The sequence below is a fragment of the Hydrogenophaga sp. ANAO-22 genome, from assembly GCF_042466645.1.
In the GTDB taxonomy this organism is placed as follows: Bacteria; Pseudomonadota; Gammaproteobacteria; order Burkholderiales; family Burkholderiaceae_C; genus Hydrogenophaga.
The window spans coordinates 3443079-3461676 of record NZ_CP159956.1; the positions used below are offsets into that span (position 1 = coordinate 3443079).

The window sequence follows — 18598 nt, forward strand, 5'->3', positions numbered from 1 at the left end:
GCGTTTGGGTCACGGGCTGGAAGGGGCGGGGCGGTGCCCCAGGTCGGCGCTGAGCTGGCGGGCGCAGCGCAGCAGGGCGGTGGCGGGGGCGCCCTGCCAGTCGGTGTCCAGCGTGGCCACGGAGCCGAGCACCACCAAGCCCAGCGCGAGCCGGCCCTGGGCGTCGAACACCGGGGCGCAGAAGCCGCCCACGCCGGGCAGCAGGCTGTGCACCACGCGCGCCAGGCCCCGGCGCCGGGTGTCTTCGAGCAGGGCCTGCACCTCCTGCGGCGACTGGGGCACGTCCACCAGGGGCAGGTCGCCGTGTTGCGGCAGCTTCTTCAGGCGCGTGAGTTCGTCGCGCACCATGGGGGCGATGCGCTGGGCGTCGCGGCCTTCGTTGCCCATGAAGGCGGCAAAGCAGCGGCCGGTGGCCGAGGTCAGCAGCGGCATGACGTCGCCCAGGCGCAGGGTAACGGGCACGGTCTGAGGCGCCTCGATCCAGTGCACCATGGTGGGGCCCTGGTTGCCCCACACCGCGATGGCCAGGGTGTGGCCGGTCTCGGCCAGCAGGCCATCGATGCGTTCGCGCGCGAACTTCACGGCGTCGAGGCGCGCGAGGCTGGCCAGCCCGATGCGCAGCGCGGCGGGGCCGAGGTCGTAGCGCGTGCTCACCGGGTCCTGCACCACCAGGCCCATGCGCTGGAAGCTCACCAGGTAGCGGTGGGCCTTGGCCGCGCTCATGCCGGCCGCGGCGGCCAGGTCGCGCAGCATCAGGGCACCGTCGGCCTGCGACAGGGCATCGAGCAGCTCGAAGCCCACTTCCACCGACTGGATGCCCGCGCGCAACGGTTCCGCGTCGTCACGGGTTTCGGTGTCGATGGCGGGGCGTTGGGCAACAGGCATGTGAATCAGGGTCACGAAGGTTGGACGGTCGGTCGGGCGGTGGGTTCCCCGGGCCGGTGGCGGGTCTTGCAGCGGTTCACGGGGCTTTCGTCTAGAATCCCGTATTTACGAATAGGTGAATCAATTTCACTATTCGTAATTCAAAGACATCCCCCGAGTGTGCCACCGAACCGCCCCCAGGCGGACAATGTGCCCGCTTTGACCCCAACCTGACAGCAGGAGACTTGCATGAAACTCGCCACTTACAAAGACGGCTCGCGCGACGGACAACTGGTGGTGGTCTCCCGCGACCTGAGCACGGCGCATTATGCGACCGGCATCGCCCACAAGCTCCAGCAGGCGCTGGACGACTGGAACTTCATCAGCCCCCAGTTGCACGACCTGTACGTCACGCTCAACCAGGGCAAGGCGCGCCACGCCTTCCCGTTCGACCCCGCCCAGTGCATGGCCCCGCTGCCGCGCGCCTACCAGTGGGCCGACGGCTCGGCCTACATCAACCACGTGGAACTGGTGCGCGCCGCGCGCAACAGCGAAGTGCCGGCGTCGTTCTACACCGACCCGCTGATGTACCAGGGCGGCAGCGACGACTTCATCGGCCCCTGCGAAGACGTGGTGGTGGCCAGTGAAGACTTCGGCATCGACTTCGAGGCCGAGATCGCCGTCATCACCGGCGACGTGCCCATGAGCGCCACGCCCGAGCAGGCCTTGGAGGGCGTGCGCCTGCTGATGCTGGCCAACGACCTGTCGCTGCGCAACCTGATCCCGGCCGAACTGGCCAAGGGCTTCGGCTTCTTCCAGAGCAAGCCGGCCACCGCGTTCAGCCCGGTGGCGGTCACGCCCGACGAGCTCGGCGACGCCTGGCAGGGTGGCCGCGTGCACCTGACCATGCAGTCGACCTGGAACGGCCGCAAGGTCGGCATGTGCGAGGCCGGCCCGGAGATGACCTTCCACTTCGGCCAGCTCGTGGCCCACATCACCAAGACGCGCAACGTGCGCGCCGGCTCCATCGTGGGCAGCGGCACGGTGAGCAACAAGGGCACGGACGTGGACGGCCGCAAGGACTGGCCCAAGGGCTACAGCTGCATCGCCGAGAAGCGCGCGATCGAGACCATCCTGGACGGCCAGCCCTCGACCGCCTTCATGAAGTTCGGCGACACCATCCGCATCGAGATGAAGGGCAAGGACGGCCAGTCCGTGTTCGGCGCGATCGACCAGAAAATCGCGCCGCTGGCCTGAGGCCAGCGTTCAAACAGCGTAGACCTGCTCGATCGACGCGAAGCCCTTGACCTCGATCGGGTTGCCGAAGGGGTCGCAGAAGAACATCGTCCACTGCTCGCCGGGCTGCCCCTCGAAGCGCACCTGGGGCGGCAGCACGAAGTCCACGTTCGCGGCCTGCAGCCGCGCGGCCAGCGCTTGCCACTCCGGCAGCAGCAGCACCAGGCCGAAGTGCGGCATGGGCACCAGGTGCTCGCCCACGCGGCCGGTGCGCTGCGTCTTCAGCGGCTCGCCCAGGTGCAGCGAGATCTGGTGGCTGAAGAAATCGAAGTCCACCCAGGTGTCGGTGCTGCGGCCCTCGGCGCAGCCGAGCGCGCCGCCGTAGAAGCGGCGCGCCGCGTCCAGGTCGGTGACGTTGAAGGCGAAATGGAACAGGCTGCGGGTGTGCAGCGCAGCGGTGGACGGGTTCATGGCCGCCAGCATAGACGCTGGCGCGCGGTCGAGCACAATGACCGACAGAACCCCCAGCCCTTCAGGAGACCCGCATGAGCAGCCCCGTGGACTACAGCCGCTACCAGACCCTCGCCATCACCCGCCGCGGCCCCACCGTGGACGGCGTGCCTTCCGTGCTCGACATCCAGATGCGCGCCGACGGCCCGGGCGGCAACGGCAAGCTGCCCACCGCCGGCCACGACGGCCACTGGGAACTCAGCGAGATCTGGCGCGACGTGGGGCGCGACGACAGCGTGCGCTGCGCCGTGCTGCGCGGCAGCGGCATGGGTTTTTCCGGCGGCGGCGACCTCGCGCTGGTGCAGGACATGGCGACCGACTTCGAGGTGCGCACGCGCGTCTGGAAGGAAGCGCGCGACCTGGTCTACAACGTCATCAACTGCGACAAGCCCATCGTCAGCGCCATGCACGGCCCGGCCGTGGGCGCGGGCCTGGTGGCCGGCCTGCTGGCCGACATCTCGATCGCGGCCAAGAGCGCCAAGATCGTCGACGGGCACACGCGCCTGGGCGTGGCGGCCGGGGACCACGCGGCCATCGTCTGGCCCCTGCTGTGCGGCCTGGCCAAGGCCAAGTACTACCTGATGTTGTGCGACCCCATCAGCGGCGAGGAGGCCGAGCGCATCGGCCTGGTCTCGCTCGCGGTGGAGGACGCGGCCCTGCTCGACAAGGCCTATGAAGTGGCCGACCGCCTGGCCAGTGGCAGCCAGACCGCGATCCGCTGGACCAAGTACTCGCTCAACAACTGGCTGCGCCAGGCCGGCCCCGCGTTCGACACCTCCCTGGCGCTCGAATTCATGGGTTTTGCCGGGCCCGATGTGCGTGAAGGTGTGGCATCCTTGCGTGAGCGCCGCGCACCCCGCTACGGCGTGGACGGCTGAGACAGACAAGACCTAGACGGCACGACAGGAGATCTCCATGAGCGACGCCCCCGGCAGCGGTTTCGGCAAATTCGTTCCCGGCTTCGAGTTCCTGCAGAACCTCGCGGGCCAGGCGGCCGGCGGGGTGGCGCAGGGCATCAGCCAGAACATCCCTCAGTTGCCCAACCTCGGCAGTTGGGTGGCGCCCACTTTCAATGTGGAAGACCTCGAGAAACGCATCGAGGAACTCAAAGCCGTGCACTTCTGGCTGGACCAGAACGCCAAGGCGCTGGGGGCCACCATCCAGGCGCTGGAGGTGCAGAAGATGACCTTGTCCACGCTCAAGACGATGAACTTCAGCATGGGCGACGTGGCCAACGCGCTCAAGATCAAGGCCGCCGACACCCTGGCCGGCTTCACCGGCGCACCCGCCGCCGCGCCCACGCCGTTCGCCGGCCTGGAAGTGCCGCCGCGCACCTACGGCACCCCTGCCGAGCCCGAAGCCGCGCCTGCGCCGGCGCCGCGCAAGAAGAAGCCAGCCCGCAAGGCGGCGACCACCGCCGCGCCGGCCGCCGGTGGCGTGGTGGACCCGATGCAATGGTGGGGCGCGCTGTCGCAGCAGTTCCAGCAGATCGCGAGCAACGCCATGAAAGACGTGGCCAAGCAGACCGCGCTCGACACCACGCGGCAAGTCGCCAGCGGCCTGACCGACCAGGCCCTGAAGACCGCCACCGGCATGGCCGGCAAGGCCGCCCGGGGCGTGGGCCGCGCTGCCGCGCGGGCGGTGGCCCGGCCGGCCGCCAGCCCTTCTGCCCCGCGCCCTGCCGCGAAATCCGCCGCCAAGCCGGCCGCCAGGAAGGCCCCGGCCCGCAAGGCCGCCAGCCGACGTTGAACCTCCCACGCCACCGCGTCTGCGGCGCGCCGCCTTTTTTCTCATGAAACTCTTTCCTTACGCCCACGCCACCCACCCGCAATGGCGGATGGCCGCCGCTCTCGTGCTCGCGCAACTGCGCGCGCAGATGGCGCTGCCCGAATACGCCAAGTCGCCCTGCCTGGGGCTGCTCTACATCACCGACCACTACGCCGACGAAGCCGAGGCCATCCTCAAGCACCTGAGTGCCGAGCTGTCGTCCGAGGCGATCGACTGGGCCGGCACCGTGGGCGTGGGCATCGCGGCCAACAACGTGGAGTATTTCGACGAGCCCGCGATGTGCGTGATGCTGTGCGATCTGCACCCGGGCCAGTACCGTGTGTTCAGCGGGGTGGCGCCACTCTCCACGAGTGGCCGGCCCGCGATCGCCGATCGTTTCGAGGCGCACACGGCGCTGGTGCATGCCGATGGCGGCACGCCCGAGCTGGCCGAACTCATTGCCGAAATGGCCGAGCGCACGCGCAGCGGCTACGTGTTCGGTGGGCTGGCGGCGAGCCGGCACCAGAGCGTGCAGTTTTCGCTCAGCAGCGCGGGCAACCTCGACGGTCAGGGCGCGGCCAGCGGGGTGTTCCATGGCGGCCTGAGCGGCGTGGCCTTCGGGGCGGACGTGGGCCTGGTCTCGCGCGTCACGCAGGGGGCGCAGCCGGTGGACCGCGAGCGCACGGTCACCGCGTCCGACGGCAACCTGGTGCTGATGCTCGACGACGAACCCGCGCTGGACGTGCTGTTGCGCGAGCGCGTGATCTCGCTGGAGCAACCCGAAGAAGCCATGCCGCGCCTGCGCGCGACGCTGGTGGGGCTCTCGCCGCCGCTGCCCGAGCACAGCGCGTCCTCAGCGCCCACCCCGCGCGTGCGCGGCCAGTTCGGCACCGAGGTGCTGGTGCGCCACCTGATCGGCCTGGACCCGGGGCGGCGCGGCATTGCGATTGCCGACGTGGCGCCGGTGGGCACGCGCCTGGCCTTCTGCGAACGCAACGCCGAGGCCGCGCGCGCCGACCTCGTGCGCGTGTGCGCCGAGGTGCGTGAAGAGCTCGAGCCCGAAGAGCTGGGCCTGTCGATGGCGACAGCGCTCTCGTCCACCGACGTGGAGGCCGGCCCGCATGCCGCGCGTCGCATCGCCGGGGCGGTGTACATCAGCTGCTCGGGGCGCGGCGGACCGCATTTCGGCAGCCCCAGCGCCGAGCTTCAGGTGGTGCGCCGCGCGCTCGGCGATGTGCCGCTGGTGGGTTTCTTCGCCGGTGGCGAGATCGCTCACCACAGCCTCTACGGTTACACCGGCGTGCTCACCGTGTTCACCATGCCCTGAGACGACCGGCCCAGGCCGATGCCGCGCGCCCGCGCGCGCCGCAGCAGGAAGAACACGATGCTGACGTTGAGCAGGTTGAAGCCGATGCCGTTGAGGAAGGCGGCCTGGTAGGAGCCGGTCAGGTCGAAGATCGCGCCCGACATCCAGCCGCCCAGCGCCATGCCCAGCAGCGTGGCCATCAGCACCGTGCCCACGCGCACGCCGGCCTGCATGGGCGCGAAGTGCTCGCGCACGATCAGGGCGTAGCTCGGCACGATGCCGCCCTGGAACAGGCCGAACAGGCCGGAGATCAGGTACAGCGGCACCAGGCCATCGAAGGGCAGGAACATCAGCAGCGCCACGCCCTGCAGCACCGAACCCAGCAGCAGCGTGCGCAGGCCGCCGATGCGGTCGGAGATCCAGCCGGAGATCAGCCGGCTCGCCACGCCCATGCCCAGCATCACCGAGAGCATCTCGGCGCCGCGCGCGGCGCCGAAACCCAGGTCGGTGCAGTAGGCCACGATGTGCACCTGCGGCATGGACATGGCCACGCAGCACGACACCCCGGCCACACACAGCAGGGCCTGCAGCGTGCCGGGCGACAGGCCGAGCGGCCGATCGCCTTGAACGACGGTCGCGCTGGCGGGCGCAGCGACCGGCACCGGCGCTGCTTCAGGGGGCGGGCGCCGCCGCAGCACCAGGGCCAGCGGCAGCATGGTGAGCAGGCAGAACACGCCGATGAAGGTGTAGGCCTCGCGCCAGCCGCCGTGGTCGATGAAATGCTGCGTCACCGGTGGCCAGATCGCACCGGCCACGTAGTTGCCGCTCATGCAGATCGCCAGCGCGATGCCGCGGCGCCGGTCGAACCAGCGCGAGGTGTCGGCCACCAGCGGCGCGAAGGTGGCCGAGGTGCCGAGCAGGCCGATGAGCAGGCCTTGCGCCAGGCTGAACTGCCAGAGCGTGGTGGCCGCGCCGGCGGCGATGAAGCCCAGGCCCAGGCCGACGGCGCCGCCGAGCACCGGCACCATCACGCCGAAACGGTCGGACAGCTTGCCCATGAGGATGCCGCCGACGCCGAAGCCCACCATGGTGAGCGTGTAGGGCAGCGAGGCGGCGCCGCGATCCACCCCGAAGTCGGCCTGGATGCGCGGCAGCACCACGGTGACCGAGTACATGCCCACGCCGCCCAGCGTCATGAGCAAGAGCGAGACGACCAGCCGCCACCACGCGTAGGGTGATTCGGTGGTCGTCGCGGGGCTCATGCGGCGCGGGGTGTCTGGCGGGCGCGGGCGCGCTCCAGCGTGCGCCGGGCTTCGTGCACCGGCATGCCGTACATGTCGGCGAAGGCCTCCACCGTCTGCCCGCTGGCGTCGAAGGCGCGCAGCAGGGCTTCGTCGCGCGCGGCGCGGCTGGCCGCTTCGGCCAGGGCTTCGGCGGTGATGGCGTTGACGGTCTCGTCGCGCCCCATCACCAGCGTGGCGTAGGCCTCACGGCCCAGGCCCGAGGCCTCGAAGGCCTGCACGATGCGCTGGCGCAGCTTGGGGACCAGGTCTTCCGGCGAGCGGCCCTGGCGGCGGCGGAAGACCTCGATCAGCGCATGGTGCACGTGCTCGGGCGCCAGGGCCTCCACCGGCTGGCCGGCGAGGTCGTGGCGCGGCTGGCCCGAGGCCACCACGGTCAGGTAGCGCGACGAGCGGGTGTGCAGGGCCAGCGCGGCCTTGAGGCCTTCGGCGTCCAGCACGCCTGGGTGGGCGTCGAGCAGGTCCTGGTAGATGCCGCGCTTGAGCGGCTTGAGCACCTCGCCGAAGAGACCGGGCGCGAGCTGGGTCAACTGGTCGAGCACCGGGTGCTGGCGGGGTGGGCGCGCATCGGTGCGTGGGGCCTTGTTGCGCGGCGCGCCGCGGCGCGCCCGGGCCGGTTGGGCGGTGGCGGGCGCGTCGGGCGGGGTGGTGGCTGTGTTCATGGCTGGGAGTGGGACCGGCAGCGGGGCTGCGAAGTCCGACATCATGCCAGTGCCTGGGATGCGGGCCACCTTCGTCCATGCATGGGCTGCCAGAACGATCCATGGCACGCCGGCCATTTCTGGATTTCGATAACCTTTTTGTTCATTTCATGCCGGAAAAGCATGGGTTTTGTAGAAAAACAGTGTTATAAATTTCCGCGCGCGGGTGTTTTGAACGGTCCACCAGAGACGGACTCCGCGCAGCAAGTGCCGATGGGCACCTCATGCCGGCGATGGTCGGATCGCGCCGGATGGTGATGCCCCTTGGTTTCAATCCAACTTGATTCGGGAAAGACCTCGGCATGTTCGACGCATTCGACGAGGGTGGGGGGCTTGGTGCCACTCATCACAGGGGAGAGGGGTGGGGGAGGCCTGGGCGGCACGAGGCAGGCGCGCCCGAGGCCATGGGCGGTGCGGCCGGGCGCGGCGTCACGGGCATGGCGTTTCGGGACGTGCTGCAGCACGTGTACGTGCGTGAAGCCGAACGCGATGCGCACGAGCCCGCCGATCTGCGGCGGCTCAACGGGCGGCTCCTGTGCGTGCTGACCGCGTGCCACGAGGTGGACACGGCCCGGCGGCGGCTGATGGGCAGCCTGAACACCCAGCAGACCTTGAAAAGCCTGGCCCACCTCCTCACGGCAAGGGGGGACGCTGGGTTGGGCCCAGGGACGGAGCAGCGCAAGCTCACGGAAATGCTGGCGGACTTGCGATGCACGGTGGAGATGGCCACGGCGATGTGGGAGGCGGCGGGCCGGCACTTCACGCGGGTGACGCGCCTGTTGCCGGCCCAGTTGGACACGAATGGGACCAGCTTCATCCCGGCGGCGCCTGCCGAGATCGACCGGCTGGCGCTCGAAGCGCAGCGGCAAGGGGATGAGGCCATTTCGAAGACGCCGGATGGGCATCGCACCTCGGCGAGCGATCGTTTTGCCCAGGCCAGGGAGACCTACCTGCAGGCGGTCATGGACTGGGAGCTGGCGCAAGCCCGATGGGCCCGCGCCGGTCGCGTGCGCCAACTGGCCGAGCCCGGGTGTCACACCGGATCTCAAGGCGCGATGGCGTTCGCTCAGGCCGTGGCCGGCCAGGAATGGCAACGCAGCAACCTGCTCATGCGGGAGGCACATGCCTGCATGACGCGCCATGCCCTCTACGCCGTGGCCCTGCAGTTGCCCGCGCACTTCGGGGTAGGCTGAGGGGCCGGCAAAAAGGCCCGCAGCGCCGAGGCGCGTGCGGGCCTGATCGTGAAACCTGGCGGGGCGGCGTCAGAACGGGATGTCGTCGTCCATGTCGTCAAAGCCGCTGGACTGGCGCGCGGGCGCGGCCGCCGGGGCCTGGCGCGGCGCGGGTGCCGGGGCTCGGGGGGCCGCGGCGGGGCGCGAGTAGCCGCCGCCACCACCGCCTTCTTCACCGCCGCCACCGCCCATGCCTTCGCGGCCGCCGAGCAGCTGCAGTTCGGTGGCGATGATGTCCACCGTGTTCTTCTCCACGCCGGACTGGTCGGTGTACTTGCCGTACTTGAGGCGGCCTTCGACGTAGATCGGGCGGCCTTTCTTCACGTACTCGCCGGCGATTTCGGCCAGGCGGTCGTAGAAGGTGACGCGGTGCCACTGGGTGTCTTCGATCATCTCGCCGCTGTTCTTGTCCTTGCGGCGGCTGGAGGTCGCCACGCTGACGTTGGCCACGGCCTGGCCGGACGGCAGGTAGCGGATTTCGGGATCGCGGCCGCAGTTGCCGACGAGGATGACTTTGTTGACGGATGCCATGGTGGTGTTGTCCTGAAGAGAGGGCGGGCCCGGACGCGGCCGGGACGCGGCCTGACATTGTGCCGCAAGTGCCGGCGCGCCGGCCCGTATCGGTCGATACACTGGTCCCCCATGAAAGGCGAACCGGACTTCCTGCAGAACCTGCGCGACGAAATGGGCGGGGGGCGTCAATGGCTGGACCGCGCGGTGGTGATCGTCTATGCCGTGCTGGCGGGCCTCGCGGTGGTGGCGTTCACCTTGCTGGCCGAGGGGGCCTTTGCCTTGTACAGCGGCTTGCGCAGCGGCTGGTGGTGGGCGCCGCTGGTGTGGACGCCCGCGCTCACGGCGCTGGTGGTCTGGGCCATCCGCCGCTGGGCCCCCGGGGCGGCCGGCTCCGGTGTGCCGCAGGTGCTGACCGCGCTGGACCCGGCCACGCCCTTGCGCGAGCGCTCGCGCTTCGTCTCGCTGCGGCTGAGCCTGGTCAAGATGGTGGCGGTGTCCGGCGGCGTGCTGGCCGGGCTGTCGATCGGCCGCCAGGGCCCGTCGGTGCAGGTCGCCGCCGGGGTCATGCTGCACGCGCGCCGCTGGCTGTCGCCGAACTCGGGCATCACCCACCGCGAACTGCTGGTGGCTGGCGGCGCGGCCGGCATCGCCGCGGCCTTCAACACGCCGCTGGGCGGCATCGTGTTCGCCATCGAAGAGCTGTCCCGGCGCCTGCAGGACCGCAACAGCGGCCTGATGTTGGCGGCCATCGTGATCGCCGGCCTGGTGGCGGTTTCGGCGTTCGGCAACCTGTCGTACTTCGGGCGGGTGCGGGCCGAGGCCCTGTCGTGGAGCCTGTTCCTGCCCGGCGCGCTGGTGGCCGTGGGCTGCGGGCTGCTCGGCGGGTTGATGTCGCGCCTGATGCTGGCCTCGTTCATCGGTCTGCCCGACCGCTTCTGCGCCTACCGGCGCAAGCGCCCGGTCACCTTCGCGGCGATCTGCGGTTTCGCGGTGGCGGTGATCGCCGTGATCAGCGACGGCACGGCCGTGGGCGGTGGACACGAGCACACCAAGGTGATGCTGGAACAGGTCGGCACACCGGGTGCGTCGCACCAGCCGCTGGTGTTCACGGGCCTGAAGTTCGTGGCCTCGTGGCTGTCGTCGTGGGCGGGTGTGCCCGGCGGGCTGTTCGGGCCCAGCCTGTCGATCGGCGCCGGGGTGGGCGCGGACGTGGCTTGGCTGCTCGATTCTCCGCACGGCGCGGCCCTGATCGCGCTGGGCATGTGCGGTTTCCTGGCGGCCGTGACGCAGACCCCGATCACCGCCATGATCATCGTGATGGAGATGACCGATGGCCACAGCATGGTGCTCAGCCTGATGGCTTGCGCGCTGCTGGCCAGCCTGATCTCGCGCATGATCAGCCGGCCGCTCTACAGCACCATGTCGCAGCTGATGATGCGCTCGATGCGCGATGGTGTGACGGCTGCGCCGCCGTCGCCCGGCGAGGGTTCAGCGCCGGGCCGCTGAGGGCGGCGGCGCCTGCATCGGCCAGGCCACCACCAGCCACACCAGCATGGCCACGGCACAGACCGCGAACAGGCCTGGCGCGCCGTGCGCGCGCGCCAGCCAGCCGCCCACCGCGCCGCCAACGAAGAAGCCGACGGACTGCAGGGTGTTGTAGACGCCCAGCGCCGCACCCCGGGCGTGCGCGGGCGCCAGTTTGGACACCAGGCTGGGCTGGCTGGCTTCCAGCGTGTTGAAGCCGATGAAGAACACGAACAGCAGCCCGCCCAGGGTCCACAGGCCTGGTGAGGCGTCGGCCAGGGCCCGCAGCGCGAGCTGCACCGCACCGATCAGGGCGATGGCGATCAGGAAGGCCGCGCGCAGCCGGCCCCGGCGCTCCATGGGAAAGAGTACGCCGCCCATCACCAGCAGGGACGCCACCACGGCGGGCAGGTAGACCTGGGCATGGTCCGCCTTGGGCAGGCCGGCAGCCACCAGCAGGGCCGGCACCGCCATCCACATCGCCAGCTGCACCGCGTGCAGCACGAACACGCCCAGGTTCAGGCGCAGCAGGCCCCGGTGGCGCAGCACCTCGGCCAAGCCGGCGCGCAACTGCTGCATGTCGGAAGGCCGGTGTTCGCGCGGTTCGGGCGGTGCCACCCAGATCACCACGGCGATGGCCAGCAGCGCCAGCGCGCCGGTGAGGGCAAAGATGCCCGAGAGGCCGACCCAGGCCGCCAGCGCGGGCGCCAGCACGAGGGAGAGCGCGAACATCAGCGCGATGCTGGCCCCCACCATGGCCATGGCCTTGGTGCGCACGCTGTCGCGCGTGACGTCGGCCAGGAAGGCCGTCACGGCGGCGGAGATGGCGCCCGCGCCCTGCACCGCGCGGCCGATGGCCAGCCAGGTGAGGTCGGGCGCCCAGGCGGCGATGCCGCTGCCCAGGGCAAACAGCAGCAGGCCGGCCACGATCACGGGTTTGCGCCCGAAGCGGTCGGACGCCAGGCCCAGGGGAATCTGCAGAAAGGCCTGCGTCAGCCCGTACAGGCCCATGGCGAAGCCCACCCGGGCTGCGTCCTCGCCGCCGGGCAGGCGCGCGGCTTCCAGCGCGAACACCGGCAGCACGATGAACAGGCCCAACATGCGCAGCGCGAACACCAGGGCCAGGGAGGCGCTGGCGCGGCGCTCGGCAGGGGTCATGCGGGCGGCGTCGGGCGGCGTGGTGGCCGCGTTGGCGGGGGAAGGGCTCAGGGTGGACAAGGCAGCGGAGGCCGGCAGGGCGGGCAGGGGAGACAGGGGACGGCGTATTGTCGGCGAAAGGCCGGCGCCCGCCGGGCGGAGGGGCGCAAAACCGCGTGGCGGCTTATCATGTCGGGTTGCCCTGAACCCCGCATCGCGCCTTGAACCAGAACCTTCCCCCGGACCTGAAATTGCCTGGATCGACCGGCGCCGACACCCCCGGGGCGCCGCCGTCCGTGGGCGAGCCATCCCCCCGTTACCTGGGCGCCGCCCTGCGGCATGCCAGCGCGTTCCTGTCGGTGCGCGGTGCGCGCACGCACAACCTCAAGAACATCGACCTCGACATTCCCAAGCACGCCCTGGTGGTGATCACCGGGCTGTCGGGCTCGGGCAAGTCCAGCCTGGCGTTCGACACGCTCTACGCCGAAGGCCAGCGCCGCTACGTGGAGAGCCTGTCGGCCTATGCGCGGCAGTTCCTGCAGCTGATGGACAAGCCCGACGTGGACCTGATCGAAGGCCTGTCGCCCGCCATCGCCATCGAGCAGAAGGCCACCAGCCACAACCCGCGTTCCACCGTGGGCACGGTGACCGAGATCCACGACTACCTGCGCCTGCTGTTCGCGCGCGCGGGCACGCCGCACTGCCCCGACCATGGCTTGCCGCTGACCTCGCAGAGCGTGGCGCAGATGGTGGACACGGTGCTCGCGCTGCCCGAGGGCACGCGCCTGATGATCCTGGCCCCGGTGGCGCGTGAGAAGAAGGGCGAGTTCACCGAGCTCTTCGCCGACATGCAGGCCCAGGGGTATGTGCGCTTCCGCGTCGACGGCGCGGTGCTGGAGGCCGAGGCGCTGCCGGCCTTGAAGAAAACCGAGAAGCACAACATCGACGTGGTGATCGACCGCATCAAGGTGCGCGTCGACGGTGAGGAAGAGGGCGTGAATCCCTTGCGCCAGCGCCTGGCCGAGAGTTTCGAGGCCGCGCTGCGCCTGGCCGACGGCCGGGCCATCGCGATGGAGATGGACGCGCCGGAAACCCCTGGCGCGGTGCCGCGCGAGCACGGTTTCTCGGCGCGCTTTGCCTGCCCGCTGTGCCACTACACCGTGGGCGAACTCGAGCCGCGCCTGTTCTCGTTCAACTCGCCCATGGGCGCCTGCCCGACCTGCGACGGCCTGGGCCACACCGAATTCTTCGACCCCGCGCGCGTGGTCGCCTTTCCCTCGCTGAGCCTGGCCAGCGGTGCCATCAAGGGTTGGGATCGGCGCAACGGTTATTACTTCGCCATGATCGAGAGCCTCGCGGCGCACTACAAGTTCGATGCCGAAGCGCCGTGGGAGAGCCTGCCCGACGCGGTGCAGCAGGTGCTGCTCTACGGCTCGGGCGAGGAAGAGGTGAAGTTCAGCTACGCGCTCGAATCCGGCGAGCGCGCGGGCAAGAAGATCAGCAAGAAGCACCCCTTCGAAGGCATCGTGCGCAACTTCGAGCGCCGCTACCGCGAGACCGACAGCGCCGCCGTGCGCGAGGAACTGGCGCGCTACCGCGCCGTGCAGCCCTGCCCGGAGTGCGGCGGTTCGCGCCTGCGCCGCGAGGCGCGCCACGTGTTCGTGGGCGAGGGTGAACAGAAGCAGCCCATTTACAAGATCAGCCACGTCACGCTGGGCGAGGCGCTGGCCTATTTCCAGCAACTGGAGCTGCACGGTGCCAAGGGCGACATCGCCGCGCGCGTGATCAACGAGATCCGCCAGCGCCTGAAGTTCCTGAACGACGTGGGCCTGAACTACCTCAGCCTGGACCGCAGCGCCGACACGCTCTCGGGTGGCGAGGCGCAGCGCATCCGCCTGGCCAGCCAGATCGGCAGTGGCCTGACCGGTGTGATGTACGTGCTCGACGAGCCCAGCATCGGCCTGCACCAGCGCGACAACGACCGCCTCATCGCCACGCTGCAGCACCTGCGCGACCTCGGCAACACGGTGCTGGTGGTCGAGCACGACGAGGACATGATCCGCACCGCCGACCACGTGATCGACATGGGCCCGGGCGCGGGCGTGCACGGCGGGCGCGTGATGGCGCAAGGCACCTGCGAGCAGGTCATGGCCACGGCCGATTCGCTTACCGGCCAGTACCTCAGCGGCACGCGCCAGATCGCCGTGCCCGCGCGCCGCACCCCCTGGCTGCCGGTGGTGAAGAAGGGCGATGCCCCGAAGGCCACGCCCGCCAAGCCGCGTTTCCCGCCCAGCCCGGCGGCCGAGCGCCGCGCCGCGCGCGAGGCCGCGCACCAGGCCACGCTGGGCGAGCTGCAGGAAATCCGCGTCGTCAACGCGCGCGGGCACAACCTCAAGGGCGCGAGCGTGGCGTTCCCGGTCGGCCTGCTGACCTGCGTCACCGGCGTCTCGGGCTCGGGCAAGTCCACCCTGGTCAACGACACGCTGTACGCGGCGGTGGCGCGCACGCTCTACCGCTCGCACGACGAGCCGGCCGCGCACGACGCGATCGAAGGCATCGAGCACTTCGACAAGGTCATCAACGTCGACCAGTCGCCCATCGGCCGCACGCCGCGCAGCAACCCGGCTACCTACACCGGCCTGTTCACCGGCATCCGCGAACTCATGGCCGAGATGCCCACCGCGCGCGAGCGCGGCTACGGCCCGGGCCGTTTCAGCTTCAACGTGGCCGGTGGGCGCTGCGAGGCCTGCCAGGGCGACGGCGTGGTCAAGGTGGAGATGCATTTCCTGCCCGACGTGTACGTGCCCTGCGAGGTCTGCCACGGCCAGCGCTACAACCGCGAGACGCTGGACGTGCAGTACAAGGGCCGCAACATCGCGCAGATCCTGGACATGACGGTGGAGCAGTCGCACGCCTTCTTCAGCGCCGTGCCCACGCTGCACCGCAAGCTGCAGACCCTGCTCGACGTGGGCCTGTCCTACATCCAGCTCGGCCAGAGCGCGACCACGCTCTCGGGTGGCGAGGCGCAGCGCGTCAAGCTCGCGCTGGAGCTCTCCAAGCGCGACACCGGCCGCACGCTCTACATCCTGGACGAGCCCACCACCGGCCTGCACTTCGCCGACATCGAACTGCTGCTCAAGGTGCTGCACCAGTTGCGCGACGCGGGCAACACCATCGTGGTGATCGAACACAACCTCGACGTCATCAAGACCGCCGACTGGGTCATCGACATGGGGCCCGAAGGGGGCTCCGGCGGTGGCACGGTGGTGGCGCAGGGCACGCCCGAGACCATCGCGGCGCACCCCGACAGCCACACCGGGCGCTACCTGCGCCGCCTGCTGACGGTCTAGAGGCCTAGTTGTTGCGGTAGGCCAGGCCGACGGTGGCGCCGTAGGCGGTCTGGCGCCCCACCAGCGGGCTGCGCGCGGCCGCGTCCTGCAGCTGCGAGACGCCCACGCCGCCGTAGGCCACCCAGTGGCGGTTCAGCGCCGAGGTGATGCGCCAACCCAGCGAGACCGTGTCCCAGCCCGAGCCGATCGCGAACGCCGGCACACCGGTGGCGGCCGCCGGGGCCGGGTCCACGCCGTAGTGCGTCTGCCGGTAGGTGCCGTTGGCCCAGCCCGCGCCCAGCGACAGATCCCAGTGGGTCTGCGAGGAAATGGGGTAGCGGTAGCTCAGGCCATGGTCCACACGCAGGCCGCCGGCGCGGCCCAGCAGGTCTTGCGAGGCCCGCACCGAGTAGGTCCAGCGCTGGCTCAGGGCCGCGTTGGCGCCGACGCGGCCGCGCAGCGTGGCGCGCACGTCGGGCAGGCCGCGGAAGACGGCGTCGTCGTCCCACGAGCGCCCCTCGTCGATCGACAGGGAGGTGCTCAGCGACCAGCGGTCGTTGCCGGCCAGCACCGTGCTCACGCCGGTGTCCACGCTCTGGCGGCCCTGGCTGAGCAGGGCGCTGGCGCCCGAGGTGGCGAAGCGGAAGCGCCCGAGCTGAAAGGCCCAGATCGGGCGCAGCCGCAGGCGCTGCTCGACATCGCTGCCGAGTTGCGGCGCGGACGACGCCACGGCGGCGCCCACGAGGTAATCGCGGCTGGCCTCCAGGGTCACGGTGTCGGCGGGCGGCTGCACCGCACTCGCCCCGCTGCCCAGGGTGAGCAGGGTCGCTGCGGCCCCCAGGGCGGTGGGGCTCATCGCGAACTCAGAACCGGCCGAGGTCTTCGATCGCATCCACCACCATGCCCGTGCCCACGGCGATCATGAGGATGTCGGCCGCCACGCGCACGTACTTGTAGCCCGAGGGGGGCAGGCCGATCTGCACCGACACGCTGTTGGGCACCGGGTAGTACACGACGTCGTGTGGCAGCGGATAGCCCATGCGCCACTTCTTCGCCTGGCCGGGGGGCATGCAGCCGTTGTGTTTCTTGGCCAAGCCCGGCGGGCATTTTCCGGCCTTGAACCGGGGCTCGTAGTACTCGTGGGCGATGCGGCGCTGGGGCTCACCGAAGTAGCCGCCGATCTGGATGTTCACCGACACGCTGGACGAGGGCGAGCGTGGCCCGTCGCGGCGGTCTTCCCGCCGGTCATCGCGGCGGTCGTCCCGGTGCTTCTCGTGTTTTTCATGCTTGTCGTGTTTGCCGCCTTGTTTGCCGGCCCATTCGGGTTTTTCGGCCAGGGCCGGCAGGCTGCCCAGCAGCATCAGGCTCAGGAGGGCGATGGAGAGGTGCGTGCGCGGTGGGTGGGTCATGTCGTGGGCTTGTGGGGTGTTGTGTCGAACGACCGGGTCCGAGGGGGCGCGGCCTGTCGCGATTCTGGCGTAGCGCGTGGCCGCCGGCGTTACAAGGCGTAAGGCTGTGGCGGGCTCGCCGCGTGGCGCGGTAGATGAATTTCCACGGTGCTGGCAGACTCGCCGCTCCCCCCGCTCCCCCCGCTCCCCCCGCTCCCCCCGCTCCCCAACGACCCATGCCCCAGGAAACCGAACTCAAGCTCGAACTGCACCCCGAGGACCTGCCGCGCCTGCTCGCGCACCCGCTGCTGAGCGGGCATGCGCCGCGCCGCGAGCGCCTGTTCAACACCTATTTCGACACCTCCACCCTCACCCTGTGCGCGCAGCGCCTGGCGGTGCGCGAGCGCCGCGTGGGCCGCCGCACCCTGCTCACGGTGAAGACGGCGGGCACCTCGGTGGGGGGCCTGTCGCGCCGCGGCGAGTGGGAGGCCGCTTGCCGCCCGGGCCGCTTCGACTTCGCGGCCCTGGTCGACGACGAGGCGCTGGCGCAGCAACTGCTGTGTGTGGCGTGGCAGCTGGTGCCGGTGTTCCGCACCGACTTCACGCGCCGCAGCTGGACCCTGTCGCACGGCGGCGCGGTGGTGGAGGTGGCGCTGGACCAGGGGGCCATCACCACCGGCAACGCCGAGGGCAACCACCGCCAGGCCATTCTGGAGCTGGAGCTGGAGTTGCTCAGCGGCCCGGTCGATGCCTTGCTGGACCTGGCGCACACGCTGGCCCTGGGCCCGAGCGGGCACGCCGCCCAGGGGCTGCGCCTGCTGCCGGCCCAGCGCAGCAAGGCCGAGCGGGGCTATGCCCTCTTCACCGGTGAACGCCTGCGGCCCAGCAAGGCCGAGCCGCTCGCGCTGGACGCGCAGATGGCGCCGGTGCAGGCTTTCCAGGCCGCCGCGCTGAGCTGCCTGAGCCACCTGCAGGCCAATGAGGCCGGCGTGCGGTCGCCCGGGCCGGATGGCGCCGTGCCCGACCCCGAGTTCGTGCACCAGGCGCGGGTGGCCCTGCGGCGGCTGCGCACCGGCCTGCGCCTGTTCCGGGCCCACCTGCCACGCCGTTTCGTCGCGCACTGGGCGGCCGAGTGGAAAACCCTCGCGGGCCAGCTCGGCGACGCGCGCAACTGGGATGTGTTCGTCACCGAACGCCTGCCCGCGTGGCAACCCGAGGCCGTGCCGGGCGCAGCGATGGCGCCCGCCGAGCAGGCTTTGCTTGATTGGGTGCGGGACCAGCGCCAGGCGGCCCACCAGCGCGCGGCCGATGCCCTGGGTGGATGTGAGCACACGCTTCGAATGCTGGCATTCACCCGGGCCGTGCTGGCTTTGCAGGCCCGCGGCGAAGTTCCGCAGAGCCTGCCCGACTGGGCGCGCGACACGCTGCGCCAGCGCCACATGGCGCTGCAAGCCGAAGCGCGCCGCGCGCGCCGGCTCGGACCGGAGGGGCGGCACGAACTGCGCATCGTCTTGAAGAAGCTGCGGTACGCGCAGGAATTCCTGGCCAGCGTGTTGCCGCCCAGGCGGCTGGAGCGCAGCACCGAGGCCCTGGCCGATGCGCAGGAGCTGTTGGGGCAGCTCAACGACCTGAGCACCGCGCAGGCCTTGCTGGCCACCGTGCCCGAAGGCCTGGCCACGCCCTGGGTCGAGCGCTGGCAGGAGGCGCTGCGGGACCAGCTGGCATCGGGCCTGCAGGCCCTGCCGGCCATGGAGCGCGCGCTGGCGCGCACACCCACGCCCTGGGGTTGA

Annotated in this window: 16 protein-coding genes; 8 read left to right on the forward strand and 8 right to left on the reverse strand. The window is 70.7% G+C overall.

Annotation, left to right across the window (positions count from 1 at the left end; translation table 11 throughout):
* Window positions 1-9: 9 nt before the first annotated feature.
* Window positions 10-885 carry an IclR family transcriptional regulator gene (locus tag ABSY19_RS16575; protein WP_382153561.1) on the reverse strand — a complete coding sequence of 292 codons (876 nt, stop codon included), beginning with the start codon at window positions 883-885 and terminating at the stop codon, window positions 10-12.
* Between the two features lie 228 nt (window positions 886-1113).
* Here ABSY19_RS16575 and ABSY19_RS16580 point away from each other — a divergent pair, with 228 nt between their 5' ends.
* A complete protein-coding gene (locus ABSY19_RS16580; protein WP_382153564.1) occupies window positions 1114-2121 on the forward strand; it encodes a fumarylacetoacetate hydrolase family protein in 1008 nt (335 codons plus the stop codon).
* Window positions 2122-2130: 9 nt separating this feature from the next.
* On the opposite strand, the gene ABSY19_RS16585 is transcribed toward ABSY19_RS16580, so the two are convergent.
* Entirely contained in the window at window positions 2131-2571 is a 441-nt protein-coding gene (locus ABSY19_RS16585; RefSeq protein ID WP_382153567.1) for a VOC family protein, read from the reverse strand.
* An 86-nt stretch (window positions 2572-2657) separates the two neighbouring features.
* Here ABSY19_RS16585 and ABSY19_RS16590 point away from each other — a divergent pair, with 86 nt between their 5' ends.
* The 3 genes from ABSY19_RS16590 to ABSY19_RS16600 are packed head-to-tail and all read left to right on the forward strand — an operon-like array spanning window position 2658 to window position 5704.
* On the forward strand, window positions 2658-3488 hold the full coding sequence (locus tag ABSY19_RS16590) for an enoyl-CoA hydratase/isomerase family protein (RefSeq protein WP_382163839.1): 831 nt from the start codon (window positions 2658-2660) through the stop codon (window positions 3486-3488).
* 37 nt (window positions 3489-3525) lie between these two features.
* Window positions 3526-4359, forward strand: a complete 834-nt coding sequence (locus ABSY19_RS16595; protein ID WP_382153570.1) for a PhaM family polyhydroxyalkanoate granule multifunctional regulatory protein — start codon at window positions 3526-3528, stop codon at window positions 4357-4359.
* A 43-nt stretch (window positions 4360-4402) separates the two neighbouring features.
* Complete coding sequence (locus ABSY19_RS16600) at window positions 4403-5704, forward strand: FIST C-terminal domain-containing protein (protein ID WP_382153573.1); 1302 nt, start codon at window positions 4403-4405, stop codon at window positions 5702-5704.
* Here the strand turns inward: ABSY19_RS16600 and ABSY19_RS16605 are convergent.
* Together ABSY19_RS16605 and ABSY19_RS16610 are read right to left on the reverse strand one after the other, a co-directional pair.
* Window positions 5668-6945 carry an MFS transporter gene (locus ABSY19_RS16605; RefSeq protein ID WP_382153576.1) on the reverse strand — a complete coding sequence of 426 codons (1278 nt, stop codon included), beginning with the start codon at window positions 6943-6945 and terminating at the stop codon, window positions 5668-5670. The two genes, ABSY19_RS16600 and ABSY19_RS16605, sit on opposite strands and share 37 nt — an antisense overlap.
* Complete coding sequence (locus ABSY19_RS16610; protein WP_382153580.1) at window positions 6942-7691, reverse strand: ProQ/FINO family protein; 750 nt, start codon at window positions 7689-7691, stop codon at window positions 6942-6944. Before ABSY19_RS16610 ends, ABSY19_RS16605 begins: the two co-directional genes overlap by 4 nt.
* A 296-nt stretch (window positions 7692-7987) precedes the next feature.
* Between ABSY19_RS16610 and ABSY19_RS16615 the strand changes: the two genes are divergently transcribed.
* The gene (locus tag ABSY19_RS16615) at window positions 7988-8878 is read left to right on the forward strand and encodes a hypothetical protein (RefSeq protein WP_382153583.1); all 891 of its coding nucleotides are present in this window, start codon (window positions 7988-7990) and stop codon (window positions 8876-8878) included.
* Between the two features lie 69 nt (window positions 8879-8947).
* Here the strand turns inward: ABSY19_RS16615 and ssb are convergent, their stop codons facing one another.
* Window positions 8948-9448, reverse strand: a complete 501-nt coding sequence (gene ssb, locus ABSY19_RS16620; protein ID WP_291112021.1) for a single-stranded DNA-binding protein — start codon at window positions 9446-9448, stop codon at window positions 8948-8950.
* 111 nt (window positions 9449-9559) lie between these two features.
* Between ssb and ABSY19_RS16625 the strand changes: the two genes are divergently transcribed.
* The gene (locus tag ABSY19_RS16625; RefSeq protein WP_382153586.1) at window positions 9560-10936 is read left to right on the forward strand and encodes a chloride channel protein; all 1377 of its coding nucleotides are present in this window, start codon (window positions 9560-9562) and stop codon (window positions 10934-10936) included.
* Here ABSY19_RS16625 and ABSY19_RS16630 read toward each other — a convergent pair.
* Window positions 10919-12112, reverse strand: a complete 1194-nt coding sequence (locus ABSY19_RS16630; RefSeq protein ID WP_382163841.1) for an MFS transporter — start codon at window positions 12110-12112, stop codon at window positions 10919-10921. The genes ABSY19_RS16625 and ABSY19_RS16630 overlap by 18 nt on opposite strands.
* Window positions 12113-12387: 275 nt before the next feature.
* Between ABSY19_RS16630 and uvrA the strand changes: the two genes are divergently transcribed.
* On the forward strand, window positions 12388-15441 hold the full coding sequence (gene uvrA, locus ABSY19_RS16635) for an excinuclease ABC subunit UvrA (RefSeq protein ID WP_382163843.1): 3054 nt from the start codon (window positions 12388-12390) through the stop codon (window positions 15439-15441).
* A 4-nt stretch (window positions 15442-15445) separates the two neighbouring features.
* Here uvrA and ABSY19_RS16640 read toward each other — a convergent pair whose 3' ends face one another.
* Both ABSY19_RS16640 and ABSY19_RS16645 read right to left on the reverse strand, forming a co-directional pair.
* Window positions 15446-16276, reverse strand: a complete 831-nt coding sequence (locus ABSY19_RS16640) for a MipA/OmpV family protein (RefSeq protein WP_382153589.1) — start codon at window positions 16274-16276, stop codon at window positions 15446-15448.
* 7 nt (window positions 16277-16283) lie between these two features.
* Window positions 16284-16829, reverse strand: coding sequence for a hypothetical protein (locus ABSY19_RS16645; protein ID WP_382153592.1), 546 nt, complete (start codon window positions 16827-16829; stop codon window positions 16284-16286).
* Between the two features lie 215 nt (window positions 16830-17044).
* Between ABSY19_RS16645 and ABSY19_RS16650 the strand changes: the two genes are divergently transcribed.
* Window positions 17045-18598, forward strand: a complete 1554-nt coding sequence (locus ABSY19_RS16650; protein WP_382153595.1) for a CHAD domain-containing protein — start codon at window positions 17045-17047, stop codon at window positions 18596-18598.

Excerpts from the sequence above, each read along its gene's own strand:
- ABSY19_RS16575 (WP_382153561.1), bottom strand. The coding sequence starts at position 885 with ATGCCTGTTGCCCAACGCCCCGCCATCGACACCGAAACCCGTGACGAC.
- ABSY19_RS16580 (WP_382153564.1), top strand. The coding sequence starts at position 1,114 with ATGAAACTCGCCACTTACAAAGACGGCTCGCGCGACGGACAACTGGTG.
- ABSY19_RS16585 (WP_382153567.1), bottom strand. The coding sequence starts at position 2,571 with ATGAACCCGTCCACCGCTGCGCTGCACACCCGCAGCCTGTTCCATTTC.
- ABSY19_RS16595 (WP_382153570.1), top strand. The coding sequence starts at position 3,526 with ATGAGCGACGCCCCCGGCAGCGGTTTCGGCAAATTCGTTCCCGGCTTC.
- ABSY19_RS16600 (WP_382153573.1), top strand. The coding sequence starts at position 4,403 with ATGAAACTCTTTCCTTACGCCCACGCCACCCACCCGCAATGGCGGATG.
- ABSY19_RS16605 (WP_382153576.1), bottom strand. The coding sequence starts at position 6,945 with ATGAGCCCCGCGACGACCACCGAATCACCCTACGCGTGGTGGCGGCTG.
- ABSY19_RS16610 (WP_382153580.1), bottom strand. The coding sequence starts at position 7,691 with ATGATGTCGGACTTCGCAGCCCCGCTGCCGGTCCCACTCCCAGCCATG.
- ABSY19_RS16615 (WP_382153583.1), top strand. The coding sequence starts at position 7,988 with ATGTTCGACGCATTCGACGAGGGTGGGGGGCTTGGTGCCACTCATCAC.
- ssb (WP_291112021.1), bottom strand. The coding sequence starts at position 9,448 with ATGGCATCCGTCAACAAAGTCATCCTCGTCGGCAACTGCGGCCGCGAT.
- ABSY19_RS16625 (WP_382153586.1), top strand. The coding sequence starts at position 9,560 with ATGAAAGGCGAACCGGACTTCCTGCAGAACCTGCGCGACGAAATGGGC.
- ABSY19_RS16630 (WP_382163841.1), bottom strand. The coding sequence starts at position 12,112 with ATGACCCCTGCCGAGCGCCGCGCCAGCGCCTCCCTGGCCCTGGTGTTC.
- ABSY19_RS16640 (WP_382153589.1), bottom strand. The coding sequence starts at position 16,276 with ATGAGCCCCACCGCCCTGGGGGCCGCAGCGACCCTGCTCACCCTGGGC.
- ABSY19_RS16645 (WP_382153592.1), bottom strand. The coding sequence starts at position 16,829 with ATGACCCACCCACCGCGCACGCACCTCTCCATCGCCCTCCTGAGCCTG.
- ABSY19_RS16650 (WP_382153595.1), top strand. The coding sequence starts at position 17,045 with ATGCCCCAGGAAACCGAACTCAAGCTCGAACTGCACCCCGAGGACCTG.